This window comes from Bartonella sp. A1379B (assembly GCF_002022485.1).
Taxonomy (GTDB): domain Bacteria; phylum Pseudomonadota; class Alphaproteobacteria; order Rhizobiales; family Rhizobiaceae; genus Bartonella; species Bartonella rochalimae.
The window spans coordinates 1,237,663-1,252,803 of the sequence record NZ_CP019780.1; the positions used below are offsets into that span (position 1 = coordinate 1,237,663).

Genomic DNA, 15,141 nt, shown 5'->3' on the forward strand with positions numbered 1-15,141 from the left:
GCCTTTGTTTTTCACACGCAGAATTTTCAGCACTTTTTCTTTATTCTAGAGTTTTTTATTTCTTTGTTCTATAACTTTTTTGATCGAGGATTAGGACTCTTGAGTTTTTCACTTATTTTTGGGATTCTTCAAAGATCTTTTACGCTTCTCTATCAAAATAAGGCTTTCTCCATCTAAAGCCTTCCCTTTTGACTTAAGCAATTAAATGCGTCCTATTTTTTCTTTGCAAAAAAAAAACAGAGCTCTCTTTAAGAGCTCTTGCGAAACGCATACAATTTATACCGCATATTCCTGAAAATTTTAGAAGCCAAGGCCCCCAAAGCGATTTTTAAACTTAGAAACACGCCCATCACGATCGACAAATGTTTGCGACCCTCCAGTCCAAGCTGGATGGCTTATTGGATCAATATCCAAATTCAGGGTATCCCCTTCTTTGCCCCATGTTGAACGCGTCACATATTTGGTTCCATCAGTCATCACAACATTAATCATGTGGTAATCAGGGTGAATATTGGGTTTCATACGACAAACTTTCTATTTCCACACAACGAAATAGCACTTTATGTATTTTTTAAGTGCGCTCTCCTTGTCTTTTTGATACACTTATTCAATTAAAATTTCAATAGCTGAGCACACATGAAAAAACAAGTATTCAAAATGTTTGAATTTCTTAAAATTTTATTGTCAACCCAATTAAGATACAAAATCCCATGCAATTCCTGAATCTCTCAGAAAAATCTAAGAAGCCTTTTAAAGCGAAATATTCTTTTTCTTTATTGTCCAGTTTTATCCCTTATATAAAACGCTACAATTGGCTTATATTTTGCGCTTTTCTGTCTTTATTGGTTGCGGCTTTTGTCACTCTTGCGTTACCCGTTGCCATTCGTCAAATGCTTGATCATGGTTTTTCGGCTCCAAGCAATGGCAAAATTCATTTCTATTTTGGTATTTTATTTATCTTAGCTTTCCTGCTTGCTCTGGCTTCCGCCATCCGTTACTATTGTGTCGTTACATTGGGTGAGCGATTTATTGCTGATTTACGGCGTGATGTTTTTCAGCATATTCTGCACCTTTCTCCTGATTTTTTTGATGATTCCCATTCAGGAGAAATTGTTTCACGCCTCTTAACGGATACAACCCAAATAAAATTAGCAGTAGGATCGACAACCTCGACAGCATTGCGTCATCTTATTGTTGTGATTGGAGCCATTGTCATGATGGTCATCACAAACGCTAAACTCTCCTTTTTAGTTTTGATTTCCATTCCCCTGATTGCAATTCCCCTGATTATTTTTGGACGCAAAGTACGCACACGCACACGCACAACGCAAGACCGCTTGGCGGAAGCCAATGCTTTAGCCTCTGAACAGGTGAGCGCCATTCGCACGGTCCAAGCTTTTACAGCCGAAAAAGATATCTCTGAACGTTTTTCAATGTTAATTGAACGTGTTTTTCAAACTGCTCGTACTTCTGTGATTCTTCGTTCTTGCTTCACAGGCTTTATGATTTTTCTAGTCTTTAGTAGTATTGTCGCTATTTTATGGATTGGATCACAGGATATGTTGCATGGCACCATGACAAGCGGAACTCTCGGCCAATTTGTTCTCTATGCGGTTTTTGCAGCAACAACCTTTACACAATTATCCGAGATTGGTGCAGAATTAGTGCAAGCAGCAGGAGCAGCAGAACGTCTTGCTGAATTATTACAAAAGAAACCCACTATTACAACACCTGCATCTCCTTTATCGCGTGCCCTTCCCATTCAAGGATCTCTTATTTTTGATCGTGTTCATTTCAGCTACCCTTCCAGACCAGAAAAAAAGATTTTTCGTGATTTATCTTTTTCTATCAAAGCAGGAGAAACTGTTGCTTTTGTTGGCCATTCAGGTGCAGGGAAAAGTACTCTTTTTTCCCTTATTCTGCGTTTTTATGATCCTATTAGTGGTCAAATCAAGTTTGACGGCATTGACATTAATCGCCTTTCCCTTCACGATTTACGTTCTTCGATTTCCTATGTTCCTCAAGAAATCGATATTTTTGAAGGAACAATTCGCGAAAATATAGCCTTTGGTGCTCACAATCCTAATCAAGAACAAATTATTGCTGCAGCCCAAGCAGCCAATGCATCTGAATTTATCGACTCCTTACCAAAGGGTTTTGACACTCAAGTAGGTGAAAGAGGCATCACGCTTTCAGGAGGACAAAAACAACGCATTGGTCTTGCACGAGCGATCTTGAGAAATGCTCCTCTCCTATTATTGGATGAAGCAACATCAGCCTTAGATGCAACGAACGAAAAGCTGGTACAAAAAGCCTTAGATGAACTCATGAAAAATCGCACAACTTTGGTCATTGCTCACCGTTTAGCAACAGTCTTAAAAGCAGATCGTATTCTTGTAATGGATCAAGGCTCTATTGTTGAAGAAGGAACGCACACACAATTGATTGAGAAAAATGGAATTTATGCCCGTTTAGCTAAATTGCAATTTTCGCCTGAACAAACTTCACAAAAAATGAAACCAAACAAATCTCAAGAAAATAAAAAAAGAAAATCCTCAAAAAAATAAAGTCCAAAACCTCAAATCTAAAGAATATATGCCAACTGATTTGTGCTTCCCTTCAAACAACGCTGATCAATACTCAAACGAAAAAGAAAACCATCCCCATTTTTCTCGCCAGACATTTACTTTTCGTAAAGCCTCGCTTTTCTTTCTTCTGTAAAAGCTGCTTTCCTCTGTAAAAAGTTTGTATTTTATCACGTTCCTTTTTTGAGAATTTTTCGTAATTGGGTGTAAATAATCTCATTACCAGCAACAATATTTTTTTTATCAAAAATATCTTGCCCGCCGTCTTTATCGCTTACAAATCCACCTGCTTCACGAATCATCAAAAGTCCAGCGGCCATATCCCAAATCTGAAGATGATTTTCCCAAAAGCCATCGACCCTTCCAGCAGCCACATAAGCCAAATCAAGAGAAGCAGCGCCGAAACGACGAATTCCAGAAACTTCAGCCATTACATTGCGTAATTCCACCAAGTAATTTCCGTGATTTGGATATCCCAAATGAGGTACCCCTGTAGCGATGATACAATGTTCCAATTGGCGTCGTGCTGCGACACGACAACGGCGATCATTGAGAAAAGCCCCACAGCCACGTTCAGCAGTAAAGAGCTCATCAAGAATAGGATTATAAATAACACCAGCGACGATCTGCCCTTGACGTTCTAAAGCAATTGAAACAGCAAAAAAAGGAAGACCATGCAAAAAATTTGTTGTCCCATCCAAAGGATCAACAATGAAACGATGCTGAGAATCTTCTCCGATAATTTCCTGAGACTCTTCCATCAGAAAGCCAAATTTTGGTCTTGCTTTGCTCAATTCAGTAAAAATAATTTTCTCAGCTTTATAATCTGCTCGGCTTACATAATCTCCTGGGCCTTTCAAAGATACTTGCAGATTTTGAATTTCACCATAATCACGCACCAAAGAACGGCCCGCTTTTATAGCGGCCTGCACCATAATATGCATGATTGCAGAATGAGCCATCTCTTATCCTTTTTCATTTGCACGACGTACATAACTCAACTCATTGGTATCCACAACGATACGCTCTCCTGAATTAATGAAAGGAGGAACAAGAATACGAATTCCATTTTCAAGCACAGCTGGTTTGTAAGAAGAGGTAACGGTTTGTCCTTTGATTGCGGGATCGGCTTCAGCAATGGTTACAGTTACTTGATCGGGCAGAGATACCCCAATGGGTTTTTCTTGGTAGAGCTCTACAGTCACGGTCATTCCATCGTTTAAGAAAGCAGCACGCTCGCCGACGAAATCTTTTTGCAATTCGAGCTGTTCATAGGAAAGTGAATCCATGAAGACCAAAACATCCCCTTGCTGATAAAGGAAAGTAAAATCTTTTTGTTCGAGTCGCACTCTTTCAACGGTTTCAGCGGCACGAAATCGCTCATTCAGCTTTGTACCATCGATCACATTTTTCATTTCAACCTGATTAAATGCGCCTCCTTTTCCTGGTTTAACGGCATTACATTTCACAACTGCCCATAAACCTCCTTGATGTTCAATCACATTTCCAGGTCGAATTTCATTTCCATTAATTTTCATTGTTCATCTCCAATTTGACAAGAACAGAGGAGACCTCTTATTTTACTTTTTACAAAAACCGTTGTGTTATTGAATATATGAATATTTTACACCACCATAAAACTTTAAACTTTCGTTTAAATGCCTTCTAAAAATTATTAGATCAATTTTTTTGCTTGTTGCACTGCTCTTTGTAATTGATCTCTATCCATCCTCTCAATCATGGTTTCAAGATCGGGAATTTTTGCTTTTTGAACTTTTGCAATCAAATACCACGCAGCAGCCATAATGAGATTCTCGGTTGTCCCAATCCCATCGCGATAAAGCCTTGCCAAATTGACCTGTGCGACCACAATATTTTTATGTGCACTGTCCAAAAATAAATTAAAAGCACGTTGAAAATCGTTTTCTCCTCCACGTCCCTGCAACAACCATTGTGCCAAAATAACTTGAGCCATTAAATGTTTATTTTGTGCTGCAACTTCCAAAAGTCTGCGCGCATTATCATCATTTTTGGGGATTGTAAAAGTGCCTACAGAAAGAATTTTCGCAGCAGCAAAAGCTGCTTCAGGATCTCCAAGAGAAGCACCTTTTAAGAACCATATTAACGCTTGTTCTATGCTCTCATTTTCTCGACTTTTTACATCACTCTCTTTTACATCTTCCTCCTCGGATGCTTTGTTTTCGTGCAAGGCTCTATAAAGGTGAATTTGCCCAGCATAAAAATAAGCTTCTCTAACACCAGCATGCATTGCTTTTTGAATGAATTCTTCGGCAAGATTTATATTTTTTTCGATGAATTTTCCATCAAACAACATCAAACCATAACGGAGCTGTGCTTGTGGTTCTCCTTGATTTGCAGCGCGTTCAAACCACAAAGCGGACTGTTTCCCATCAACAGGTCCGATACATCCTTCCATATACATTCGCCCTAACAAAGTCTGAGCAATTGGATCATTGTGTTCGGCACGCATGAGCGCGGCACGAAAAGCTTTTACATAATACCCTTTGGTGTAATAATCATAGGCTTCATCATATTGACCGGCTTCTAAAGGCATCACAATTTTTTGAGCCTCTTGAATATTTTGAGAGATATCTACAATTTGCCCTCCCTGTTGAGCCTGTGAAGAACTTCCAAAAGCCATCACAAATGCGATTGTTCCCAGAATAAATACCCTGTAAAATTTATTCATGACTTTTCCCTCTCCGTCCGTAGAAGAACGTTTTGACATTTTTCTTTTATCATATCAAGCACCCTCAAAGGATCATCCTGCATAAAAATCATTTCTTCCACGGCAATAAATTCACAAGCGGTTTCCAAAGTTTCATCAAAAAATGCATATTCACTCCCCGCTTGAATAATGGCGGGCGTGTTCATAATCTCTGCCCACCATTGTGCCAGCTGAATATTTCGAGGATGGGCACGAGGTTTTTTGTCGGCACCTAATTTTCCAAAGAAAAGATAATCAACGCCTGTTTCAGCGATAACCATTGCAGAGTGGCGATTCTGAAAATTTCCACAACCAATTATTTTTTTTTCTTTTTTCAAGTTTTCGATAACTTGGGAAAGATTAAAATGGCTTTCTAAATGCAAACCATCCGCCTTGATCCGGCCGACAACACAACTTTGCTCAGCAATAATCAAAGCTGCGCCATTCTGCTGAATATCATGAGCATAGAGGTGTCCACTCTTTTGCAAATGCTCTTTCCCCATTTTTTCCCCTTGCGAATCATACAAAATAACGCAAACAAAAGATTGCGTTTGCAAAATCTGACGAAATAAAACAGGATTGAGTGTACGACGGACATCGACTGTCAAAATCAACTGAGGAGAAAGACATTGCACAATTGGTTCACTTTTTTGTTTTGTCATCCTGCATCTTTCAACATTGCATTGCACGACTCACACTTAAAAACCATTTTATGGTCATGCGCTTTTAAAAACAGACTCTTTATTTGATACCTTAAGGGCCCCTTCATGACATATTCTAGAACGTCTTCTCATCATAATCTACAGATTCCCCGTGATACACGGATTGATGTTTGTCGTTCTTTAGCGCTGTTGACAATTTTCATCAACCATATTCCTGGTACATTTTATGAACATCTCACCCATAAAAACTTTGGTTTTTCTGATTCAGCAGAAATATTTGTCCTTCTTTCAGGCGTTTCACTTGGACTTAGCTTTCATGCGCGTTGGTATAAGTTACCTTTTTCTTCTCTGATGAGCAAACTTTGGAGAAGAGCTTTTCGCCTTTATAAAGCATATCTCTTTACTACTTTTGTCACCTTAGGCCTTTTTTGGGGAGCTTTTTCCCTGTGGCATTTAGAGAAATTCACCTCTATGAATAACGTAGGATTATTTTTTACAGACCCTTTTCTGGCATTTTTGAGTATTTTAAGCTTTGGTCATCAACTTGGCTATAACAATATTCTTTCGCTTTACGTTGTTTTCATGATTTTCGGGCCTTTTATGCTTTATTTGAGCTGTCGGCACAAGGGGCTTCTTCTTTTCACCTCCTTCACACTTTATGTTCTCTGTGGCCTTTATAGGATTGCGCCTCCTTCTTATCCTCTTCAAGGGCAATGGTTTTTAAATCCTCTTTCATGGCAATTTCTCTTTGTTATTGGCCTCACAACGACTCTCTTTCTCAAAGAGAAGAAATCGATTCCCTTTCGCCCTTTTTTGTTGACATTCTCTATCATCTATCTTGTTTTTTCTCTGTTATGGGTACGCTTAAATTGGTGGGGAAGCTTTAGTTGGCTTAGTTGGTCTTCCCCTTTGATTAATTTCAATAAAACTTTTTTAAGCCTCCCACGTCTGTTGCATATTCTTTCTTTATCTTCTTTGCTTATTTGTCTTCCTTGGATACATCAAAAGCTTCATGTCTCAACACGACATCCCTTAGCGATTTTAGGAAAACAGAGCTTACCGGTTTTTGTAACTGGAACTCTTTTTGCTATGTGCGGACAGATTTTAAAAACGGCAATGAACAGTACATTTATATGGGATAGTTTTTTGATCATGAGTGGCCTCTGTCTTCAATTTATGATCGCTTATTATTATGAAAACAAAAATGCGTATTCCACTTCACTGTAAAAAAAACGGAGAAACCCTTCTCCTTCAAGTTCATTAACCTTAGCCTAAAAAGGACATTGCACAATAATGCTAAAAAAGGTATTTATTACCCTTCAGGAGGCATTTGAAAAAAGAAATTTCTGTAGTGTTATTTTTTAAATGTTCCCAAAATTGTTCTAGTTTTGGAGTATAGTAGGTGGTGAACGTACATGAGCGTCCACACAATCAAGCCATTGTCATGATTGAACACAATGCCTTTGAGAACGTGTTTAATCGTCTTTATGAAGAAACAATGGCCCTGATTGAAGAGACAGCAACTTATATTGATACAGAAGGTCGCTTAATTGCCCGCGATCTTTCGGTAGAGCTCTCTGAAATTTATGGGAAAGAAGCAATGTATTTGAGTACACGTTTAATGCAAATTGCTTCTCAGCTTTTATTAATTCGAGCCGAGCGTGAAGGGGAAATGTCGCCGGAACAAATTCAAAAAGAGATCGCAAAAGTCTCTCTTTCCACCCCATCCCTTGAATCAAAATCTGCACACTGGAAAGAATTGCCAGAAGTTTTTCGTCACTTTGTCAAACGCTCGCTTCGATTAGAAAAAAGAATGCAGCATATGAACTATGATAAAAAACACACTTCTTTACAGACTGTATCTCAAAACAATCCAGTCAATAAACAACTTCAATTGCTTAAAACAGCTTTTCAGCGCCTTTAAGCACTTTCACCCTTAATGCCCTCTTAAACTTTCTTCTTCTATTTTTCTCTATAAAGGCCTTTAAAAAGAAAAAACAATTTTTTAAGGTTATATTTTTGTCTTTTTTTTTTCAAATATTTTTGAACTTTCTTTACTTTATATTTTCTTCTTTTGTTCTATTCGTTAACTCCATCTATTAAAATACTAAGAAATCAAATAAACTGGATTTTATGGTAGACACGATTCGCATCATAGGAATTGATCCTGGACTTCGACGTACAGGATGGGGAGTGATTGACCTATGCGGCAATCATCTCCATTTTGTAGCATCGGGAACACTTCACTCTAATGCGCAGAATGACCTTGCTTCTAGACTATGTGAACTTTATGAAGGGCTTTCAAAAGTTGTCCATCAATTTATGCCCCATGAAGCAGCTGTTGAACATGTTTTTGTCAATAAAAATGCTGCGACCACTTTAAAACTTGGTCAAGCCCGTGCCATTGCACTCCTTGTTCCTGCTCAAGAAGGTCTTCCTATTTCCGAATATGCTCCGAATAAAGTCAAAAAATCAGTTATTGGTGTGGGACATGGAGAGAAAGAGCAAATTCACATGATGGTGAAAATTCTTCTCCCTCGAGCTGAATTTGATAGCAGTGATGCAGCCGATGCCCTAGCCCTTGCTATTTGCCATAGTGCTCACCACACAAATCCTTCTTACCGCCTAAAGGCAAGCGCATGATTGGGAAACGCAACACACCCCTAGCCCTTGCCATTTGCCACAGCGCTCAACACACACATTCTTCTGACCCCTCTACAGGCAAGCGCAGGATTGGAAAACGCAATACGCCCCTAGCCCTTGCCATTTGCCATAGTCCTCAACACACAAGTCCCTCTAACCGTTTAAAGGCAAGCGCATGATTGGGAAACTCAAAGGCATTCTTGAACATATTTTTAGCGATCACATTATTCTCGATGTGCAGGGTGTTGGATATATTATTTTTATCCCTAACCGCCTTCACTCTTCTTTACCAGCCATAGGTGAAAGTCTCAGTTTATTCATCGAAACCCATGTCCGTGAAGAAGCGATTCGGCTTTTTGGCTTTGCAACAAAATCTGAACAAGAATGGTTTTGCCTTTTACAAAATGTCCCGGGTGTTGGCGCAAAAGTTGCATTGGCAATTTTAGGATCCTTATCCGTTAATGAGCTCACCCAAGCAATTACCCTCAACGATATTGCGACGATCAGTCGTACTCCAGGCGTTGGCAAAAAAGTCAGCGAAAGAATTGTAAGCGAACTCAAAAACAAAACGCTTCAATTTTCTAAAGAAGACAATAAGAATCTTGCTTTCTCGTCTTCTTTGACTTTTTCTTCAGAAGAGGAGTATCAGCCAACCAACGATGCTTTATTAGCGTTAATCAAGCTTGGTTTTGATCATGAAAAAGCGGCCACAGCTTTAGCTTCGGCCGTTTCTGCTCTTAAAGGAGAAACGATTTCCTCAGCACTTCTTGTGCGCCATAGTCTCAAACTTCTTTCCTCACAAAATCAAGGGAACAATGCATAATGCATAAAGATGATTCTCACCGCCTTCTCGGATCTATCCCTCTTCCTAACGATCCGGATCGCTCCTTAAGGCCTCAAACCCTAGATGATTTTATTGGTCAAGAAGCTGCCCGTGCGAATTTAAAAATTTTTATTGAAGCAGCGCGGACACGACATGAAGCCTTAGATCATGTCTTATTTGTTGGACCTCCTGGTTTAGGAAAAACAACACTTTCACAAATTATGGCAAAGGAATTAGGTGTTAATTTTCGTTCGACTTCAGGACCTGTCATTGCCAAAGCAGGTGATTTGGCAGCTCTTTTAACCAATCTAGAAGAGCGAGATGTTCTTTTTATTGATGAAATTCATCGTTTAAACCCGGCTATCGAAGAGATTTTATATCCGGCCATGGAAGATTATCAACTTGATCTTATCATTGGTGAAGGTCCTGCGGCTCGTTCAGTCAAAATTGACTTAGCTAAATTTACCTTAGTTGCAGCAACAACACGTTTAGGATTACTGACCACCCCTTTACGGGATCGTTTTGGCATTCCCATCCGATTAAATTTTTATACCATAGAGGAATTAGAATACATTGTTCAACGCAATGCGCGTCTTTTTTCAGTTCAGATCAGTGATGATGGCGCTCATGAGATTGCGCGCCGTTCCCGTGGGACCCCCAGAATTGCAGGGCGTCTTTTACGACGTGTCTGTGATTTTGCTTTAGTCAAAAAGGCTGAAAAAATTGATCATACAATTGCTGATGCAGCTCTTTCACGTCTTGAAGTTGATCATCTTGGCCTTGATCCTTTAGACCGCCGTTATCTCATCCTCATTGCGCAAACTTTTTTAGGAGGGCCGGTTGGGATTGAAACAATTGCTGCGGCTCTTTCAGAACCGCGTGATGCAATTGAAGATATTATCGAACCTTACTTGCTTCAACAAGGCTTTATTCAACGAACAGCACGTGGGAGGATTTTAACAGAAAAAGCCTGGACACATTTAAGACTTTGTCCTCCCACAACAGCAGAATCAATCAAAAAGGTTTCTTCATCAACGAAGACGTCTTCTCAATCTTCTCTGTGGGAGCAAGACAATGAATAAAACCACACCTTTAACACAATCACCTTCTTCCTCTTCTCATACTCTTCAAGCACGAATTTATGTGGCTGATACGGATTTTTCCGGTGTTGTTTATCATGCACGTTACCTTGAGTTTTTAGAAAGAGGACGTTCAGAATTTCTGCGTGATATGGGATTTAACAACAATGAATTACTCTCGGATAGCCAAGGGGAGAAATTATTTTTCGTCGTCCGTCATATGGACATCACCTTTTCCAAACCAGCCACGCTTGATGATCTTTTGACTATCAAAACATCCCTGCAAAGCATTCAAGGGGCGCGCTTTTTTATGAATCAGATCATTTTGCGCAATGAAATGACCTTAATTAAAGCAAAAGTTGAAATTGCCCTCATTAATCAAGAAGCAAAACCGCGCCGTTTACCTAAGAATCTCTCCTCTGCTCTTTTAAAAAGCAATCTTGGATCAGAAGTCCTTAAAGGGTAAACTGCTCTTGGAAGAAAATAAAGAAACTTTTTAGACATTTTTGTTAAAAAAACGCAACTTTGTTTTGTCAAATTTAGAAACTATAAAACAATATGCTGTAATGGACTGTAAAGAAATGAATCTTTCATTGAAGAGGTTAAAAGATCATGGCACAAGTAGAATTTGCAAGTCCAGAAACAATAGGAATATTAAGCCTATTTATGCAAGCCAATTGGATTGTAAAAGCTGTTATGCTTGGGTTAATCTTTGCCTCTATATGGAGCTGGGCTATTATTTTTGATAAGATCGTTTCTTATCGACGAATACGGCGTGATATCCACCATTTTGAGCGAAATTTTTGGTCAGGACAATCTTTAGACGACCTTTACAGCACCTATAAAAGTCAACGAAATAACAGTATGTCAATTGTTTTTCTTGCCGCAATGACGGAATGGAAAAAGTCACTCTCAAAAGGATTGCCCACACCCTTAAGCCTCCAATCTAGAATTGATAAAGCAATGGATCTAACCTTAGGCCGTGAAAGTGTAAAAATAGAATCACGATTAGGCTTTTTAGCAACTCTCGGATCTGCAGGTCCTTTCATTGGTTTATTTGGAACCGTTGTTGGAATTATGAATTCGTTTCTTTCTATTTCTGCCTCTCAAAATACATCGCTAGCAATTGTAGCTCCAGGCATTGCAGAAGCACTTTTAGCCACTGCCATTGGTTTGTTTGCGGCCATTCCCGCTGTTATTGCTTACAATAAATTGACAAGTGAAAGTGGGCAGATTATAGCAAAAATAGAAAATTTTGCTGATGAATTTTCGACAATTTTGTCACGGCGAATTGATGAAACAACATCCAACAATTCATCCTTATAAAGAGGTGTGCTATGGGACTCTCTGTTGCTTCTTCCGCTCACAAAACGACACGTAGACGGCGCCGTTCACGCACTTCTTTAATGAGCGAAATTAACGTTACACCTTTTGTCGATGTTATTCTCGTTTTACTGATTATTTTTATGGTATCCGCTCCTCTTTTGGTAAACGGTGTTCCTCTTGATCTCCCCCACAGCCAAGCAGGACCCGTGCAAATGGAAAGCACCCCCTTAACGGTTTCGCTTGATGCCCAAGGGCGTTTAGCTATCAATCAAAACTACTACGATACAAAAGAAGCTTTGATTGATCACCTCAAAGCCCTCTTAGCCGAGGATCCTAAGCAAAAGAACAAACGTATTTTTGTCCGTGCCGCCAAAACTGTTGAATATCAACAAGTTTTGCAACTTTTAGCACATATTCAAAAAGCAGGTTTTTCGCAGGTTGCTTTGGCCAGTTTAGGACAATAAAATTCTCTATAAACTGTTGCATTATCTATCTCAAAACTCCTTGCAAGAGTAAAAAACAAAACAGCAAGGCATACAAATGGAAAAAGGCTCTCATCACGGCATGAAGAAAAGTTTAACTTTATCATTTGCACTGCATTTCATTCTTTTCAGCTGGGGAATAATACACTTCACTCCCTCTTCTCCTTTCATGCAACACCCCTTAGAAATGGCTCCGATTACTTTATCTTCTCTTGACCAAGAGCTTGCTGTTCAAGAAGGCTCATCGAACGCTCCTCCTCTTGAAGACTCTGCTCCCAAACCAACGACGCAACCACAAGAAAAAGAAGATGCGCGTCATTTTGGTGAAGGAACGATGGATCTTCAAGCGCCCTTTCAGCCAAAAGAAAAAGTGCAATCTATAGATGCAACACCTTCTTCTTTTGGACAACAAGATGCATCGGATATCCCTGAAACATCCCTAAAAACGCAAAATTTGACAACAACAGAAACAGAAGCCTTATTCCACCCAGTACCAGAACTGACAAAAAATGAAGTGAAAACACCGCCACAAGAACCGGAATCAACAGACCAAACAGTTCCTCCTACAGCTTTAGAACAAACAAAGCCCGAAGATCCTCTTGAGAAAATACTAGAAGAACTTACTGAGGAAAGCCCTCATGAATCAACACCAACAATGACGCTTCCAGACACTATTCCTGTCCCATCGTTTAAACCAAAGGAAAAGCCGGTTGACCCTTCTCATCTTCAAAAGGCACAAAAATCTCCTCCCAAAGGAGAACAAACGATTGAAGACATTTTAGCAATGGAAAAAACACAGCTTATTAATCGTGCAAAAACCCAAGGGGGAGGTGCAAAACGTTCCAACAAACCAGAAGCTTTAGGTGCGCAAAAAAATATTGGTGATTCCGAAAAAAAAGCACAAACACTCGTTAATATTGTAGGCACCTGTATTCAACAAAAGCTCAAACTTGTTGCTATCGGAGGGAAGTTGAACAATCGCCCTGTTGTGCGTTTACAATTTTATTTAAATAATAATGGAAATGTGATAGGCGAACCAAAGATCGATCCTCTCAAAGGTGAAGAAAGTCAGCTTGCTATCATGACACAACAAGTTTATGCTGCTGTTTTTTCGTGCCAACCCTATGAAAATCTTCCCCGTGATCAATATAATTTATGGGGACAAGGCTTTGATTTTAATGTTGATCCTTTTCAAGAAACAGCACCATAAAACAACAGTTTTTATATAAAGAAAGGATGAAGACCACATGACTGTGATAAAACGTATAATTTCTTCCTTGTTTTTTTTCAGTGTATATTTATGGTTTTCCGGTTTTTCATCTTCATATGCACAGCTGAAAGGCACGATTGCAAAGGCTGATTTTAACCCCATTCCCATTGCCGTCGCGGATTTTGTTTCTCACGATTCATTAGGCATTAAAATTGCAGCTGTCGTTGCAGCAGATCTCGAAAGATCAGGCCTTTTTTTTCCCCTGCAGAAATCTTCTTTTCCTGAAATAACACCTAATCCCGATCAACAACCAAACTTTCCTGATTGGAAAAAAATAAACGCTCAAGGATTAGTCACAGGAAAAATTTATAGAGAAACAGATGGACGGCTTAAAGTTGATTTCCGTTTATGGGACGTTGCAGGCAAGCGACAAATCAAAGGACAACGCTTTTATACAGCAACGGAACGCTGGCGCCGTGTTGCCCATATGATTGCAGATGAAATTTATAGCAAAATGACAGGTGAAAAGGGCTATTTTGATACCCGCATTGTCTTTATTGATGAAACAGGACCACAGAATGCGCGTATCAAACGTTTAGCAATTATGGATCAAGATGGAGCAAATTTAATCTATCTTTCCGATGGCAGTGAACTTATCCTTACGCCACGTTTTTCTCCTAAGCGACAAGAAATCACTTATATGGCTTATGGGAAAAACAAAACACCTCATGTTTATCTCCAGCAAATGGAAGTAGGACAAAGAGAATTGATTGGAAGTTTTGATAACATGACCATTGCTCCCCGCTTTTCTCCGAATGGACAAAAGGTGATTATGAGTTTGTTACAAAACAATGGAAGTGCTAATTTATATACGATGGATTTACGCACACGGAAAATGACCCGTTTAACAGCAACCCAAGCGATTGATACATCAGCCTCTTATTCACCAGATGGCACTAAAATTGTTTTTTCCTCTGATCGGAATGGAAAACCACAAATTTATACGATGAACGTAGACGGCAGTGATCTCCAACGTATTTCTTCTAATGAAGGAAGCTATTCCACACCTATTTGGTCTCCGCGTGGGGATTATATTGCGTTCACAAAACAATTTCAGGGTCAATTTTCCATTGGCGTGATGCATCCTGATGGAAAAGGCGAGCGCATTTTAACAACAGGTTTCCATAATGAAGGTCCTACATGGGCACCCAATGGCCGAGTACTGATGTTCTTTCGTCAAAATCCAGGAGAAGGCTCAAAAATTTACACAATTGATATTACCGGACGCAATGAACGCCTCTTGCCCACTCCAAATGATGCCTCTGACCCAGCATGGTCTCCTCTCCTCAATATGCAATAAAAAGGATAAAGGACAAATAAAGAGACTATTCTCTTTTAAACTCTCAAAACTACTCTTACGGTCTTGCAGCCTTCTCTTTATACGCAACGGATTGTATCAGTGCTGTTTCGGTCAGATAAATTCCCCCGATCAATACTGCTCAAACCACGAAGAAGGGTATTTACTAAAGAATACACCCCTTGAGAAGAAGGAAAAATTATACATCTAAAACCCCTGTCTATCATTTCCATCATAAAGGACAGG

At 39.4% G+C, this 15,141-nt stretch carries 17 protein-coding genes; 12 read left to right on the top strand and 5 right to left on the bottom strand.

The window, feature by feature from the left end:
• Positions 1-300: 300 nt before the first annotated feature.
• Positions 301-522 (bottom strand): 50S ribosomal protein L31, encoded by a 222-nt coding sequence (rpmE, locus tag BA1379B_RS05400; protein ID WP_035006561.1) that lies wholly within the window; start codon positions 520-522, stop codon positions 301-303.
• A gap of 188 nt (positions 523-710) precedes the next feature.
• Between rpmE and BA1379B_RS05405 the strand changes: the two genes are divergently transcribed.
• Positions 711-2,567 carry an ABC transporter transmembrane domain-containing protein gene (locus tag BA1379B_RS05405; RefSeq protein ID WP_078692475.1) on the top strand — a complete coding sequence of 619 codons (1,857 nt, stop codon included), beginning with the start codon at positions 711-713 and terminating at the stop codon, positions 2,565-2,567.
• A gap of 188 nt (positions 2,568-2,755) precedes the next feature.
• Here the strand turns inward: BA1379B_RS05405 and BA1379B_RS05410 are convergent, their stop codons facing one another.
• From BA1379B_RS05410 to BA1379B_RS05425, 4 genes are all read right to left on the bottom strand, one after another.
• Positions 2,756-3,547 (bottom strand): inositol monophosphatase family protein, encoded by a 792-nt coding sequence (locus BA1379B_RS05410; RefSeq protein ID WP_078692476.1) that lies wholly within the window; start codon positions 3,545-3,547, stop codon positions 2,756-2,758.
• 3 nt (positions 3,548-3,550) lie between these two features.
• On the bottom strand, positions 3,551-4,123 hold the full coding sequence (efp, locus tag BA1379B_RS05415; protein ID WP_035006559.1) for an elongation factor P: 573 nt from the start codon (positions 4,121-4,123) through the stop codon (positions 3,551-3,553).
• Between the two features lie 137 nt (positions 4,124-4,260).
• A complete protein-coding gene (locus BA1379B_RS05420) occupies positions 4,261-5,334 on the bottom strand; it encodes a tetratricopeptide repeat protein (protein WP_078674002.1) in 1,074 nt (357 codons plus the stop codon).
• Positions 5,292-5,975, bottom strand: a complete 684-nt coding sequence (locus tag BA1379B_RS05425; RefSeq protein WP_078692477.1) for a thiamine phosphate synthase — start codon at positions 5,973-5,975, stop codon at positions 5,292-5,294. The genes BA1379B_RS05420 and BA1379B_RS05425 overlap by 43 nt, the downstream gene beginning before the upstream one ends.
• Before the next feature lie 105 nt (positions 5,976-6,080).
• Here BA1379B_RS05425 and BA1379B_RS05430 point away from each other — a divergent pair, with 105 nt between their 5' ends.
• The 11 genes from BA1379B_RS05430 to tolB all read left to right on the top strand — a co-directional run bounded on the left by BA1379B_RS05430 (position 6,081) and on the right by tolB (position 14,898).
• Positions 6,081-7,202: an OpgC family protein gene (locus BA1379B_RS05430; protein WP_078674003.1), complete on the top strand. Its 1,122-nt coding sequence runs from the start codon at positions 6,081-6,083 to the stop codon at positions 7,200-7,202.
• 178 nt (positions 7,203-7,380) lie between these two features.
• Entirely contained in the window at positions 7,381-7,899 is a 519-nt protein-coding gene (locus BA1379B_RS05435) for a DUF1465 family protein (RefSeq protein ID WP_035006785.1), read from the top strand.
• Positions 7,900-8,108: 209 nt separating this feature from the next.
• The gene (ruvC, locus tag BA1379B_RS05440) at positions 8,109-8,618 is read left to right on the top strand and encodes a crossover junction endodeoxyribonuclease RuvC (RefSeq protein WP_035006555.1); all 510 of its coding nucleotides are present in this window, start codon (positions 8,109-8,111) and stop codon (positions 8,616-8,618) included.
• Entirely contained in the window at positions 8,615-8,797 is a 183-nt protein-coding gene (locus tag BA1379B_RS05445) for a hypothetical protein (RefSeq protein ID WP_078674004.1), read from the top strand. The genes ruvC and BA1379B_RS05445 overlap by 4 nt, the downstream gene beginning before the upstream one ends.
• Positions 8,794-9,441 (top strand): Holliday junction branch migration protein RuvA, encoded by a 648-nt coding sequence (ruvA, locus tag BA1379B_RS05450; protein WP_035006553.1) that lies wholly within the window; start codon positions 8,794-8,796, stop codon positions 9,439-9,441. Before BA1379B_RS05445 ends, ruvA begins: the two co-directional genes overlap by 4 nt.
• Positions 9,441-10,523 (top strand): Holliday junction branch migration DNA helicase RuvB, encoded by a 1,083-nt coding sequence (gene ruvB / locus BA1379B_RS05455; protein ID WP_035006552.1) that lies wholly within the window; start codon positions 9,441-9,443, stop codon positions 10,521-10,523. The genes ruvA and ruvB overlap by 1 nt, the downstream gene beginning before the upstream one ends.
• Positions 10,516-10,986 (top strand): tol-pal system-associated acyl-CoA thioesterase, encoded by a 471-nt coding sequence (ybgC, locus tag BA1379B_RS05460; RefSeq protein WP_051668860.1) that lies wholly within the window; start codon positions 10,516-10,518, stop codon positions 10,984-10,986. The genes ruvB and ybgC overlap by 8 nt, the downstream gene beginning before the upstream one ends.
• 146 nt (positions 10,987-11,132) lie before the next feature.
• Positions 11,133-11,846, top strand: a complete 714-nt coding sequence (gene tolQ / locus BA1379B_RS05465; protein ID WP_035006551.1) for a protein TolQ — start codon at positions 11,133-11,135, stop codon at positions 11,844-11,846.
• A gap of 11 nt (positions 11,847-11,857) precedes the next feature.
• Positions 11,858-12,310, top strand: coding sequence for a protein TolR (gene tolR / locus BA1379B_RS05470; RefSeq protein WP_078674005.1), 453 nt, complete (start codon positions 11,858-11,860; stop codon positions 12,308-12,310).
• 76 nt (positions 12,311-12,386) lie between these two features.
• Entirely contained in the window at positions 12,387-13,538 is a 1,152-nt protein-coding gene (locus BA1379B_RS05475) for a cell envelope biogenesis protein TolA (RefSeq protein WP_078692478.1), read from the top strand.
• 37 nt (positions 13,539-13,575) lie between these two features.
• Positions 13,576-14,898 (top strand): Tol-Pal system beta propeller repeat protein TolB, encoded by a 1,323-nt coding sequence (gene tolB, locus BA1379B_RS05480; RefSeq protein ID WP_078692479.1) that lies wholly within the window; start codon positions 13,576-13,578, stop codon positions 14,896-14,898.
• Positions 14,899-15,141 lie beyond the last annotated feature (243 nt).

What these genes read in the sequence shown, in the direction of transcription:
- BA1379B_RS05425 (WP_078692477.1), bottom strand. Translation starts at nt 5,975, where the DNA reads ATGACAAAACAAAAAAGTGAACCAATTGTGCAATGTCTTTCTCCTCAG.
- tolR (WP_078674005.1), top strand. Translation starts at nt 11,858, where the DNA reads ATGGGACTCTCTGTTGCTTCTTCCGCTCACAAAACGACACGTAGACGG.
- tolB (WP_078692479.1), top strand. Translation starts at nt 13,576, where the DNA reads ATGACTGTGATAAAACGTATAATTTCTTCCTTGTTTTTTTTCAGTGTA.
- BA1379B_RS05445 (WP_078674004.1), top strand. Translation starts at nt 8,615, where the DNA reads ATGATTGGGAAACGCAACACACCCCTAGCCCTTGCCATTTGCCACAGC.
- BA1379B_RS05410 (WP_078692476.1), bottom strand. Translation starts at nt 3,547, where the DNA reads ATGGCTCATTCTGCAATCATGCATATTATGGTGCAGGCCGCTATAAAA.
- efp (WP_035006559.1), bottom strand. Translation starts at nt 4,123, where the DNA reads ATGAAAATTAATGGAAATGAAATTCGACCTGGAAATGTGATTGAACAT.
- ruvC (WP_035006555.1), top strand. Translation starts at nt 8,109, where the DNA reads ATGGTAGACACGATTCGCATCATAGGAATTGATCCTGGACTTCGACGT.
- ruvA (WP_035006553.1), top strand. Translation starts at nt 8,794, where the DNA reads ATGATTGGGAAACTCAAAGGCATTCTTGAACATATTTTTAGCGATCAC.
- ruvB (WP_035006552.1), top strand. Translation starts at nt 9,441, where the DNA reads ATGCATAAAGATGATTCTCACCGCCTTCTCGGATCTATCCCTCTTCCT.
- BA1379B_RS05405 (WP_078692475.1), top strand. Translation starts at nt 711, where the DNA reads ATGCAATTCCTGAATCTCTCAGAAAAATCTAAGAAGCCTTTTAAAGCG.
- ybgC (WP_051668860.1), top strand. Translation starts at nt 10,516, where the DNA reads ATGAATAAAACCACACCTTTAACACAATCACCTTCTTCCTCTTCTCAT.
- rpmE (WP_035006561.1), bottom strand. Translation starts at nt 522, where the DNA reads ATGAAACCCAATATTCACCCTGATTACCACATGATTAATGTTGTGATG.
- BA1379B_RS05430 (WP_078674003.1), top strand. Translation starts at nt 6,081, where the DNA reads ATGACATATTCTAGAACGTCTTCTCATCATAATCTACAGATTCCCCGT.
- tolQ (WP_035006551.1), top strand. Translation starts at nt 11,133, where the DNA reads ATGGCACAAGTAGAATTTGCAAGTCCAGAAACAATAGGAATATTAAGC.
- BA1379B_RS05420 (WP_078674002.1), bottom strand. Translation starts at nt 5,334, where the DNA reads ATGTCAAAACGTTCTTCTACGGACGGAGAGGGAAAAGTCATGAATAAA.
- BA1379B_RS05475 (WP_078692478.1), top strand. Translation starts at nt 12,387, where the DNA reads ATGGAAAAAGGCTCTCATCACGGCATGAAGAAAAGTTTAACTTTATCA.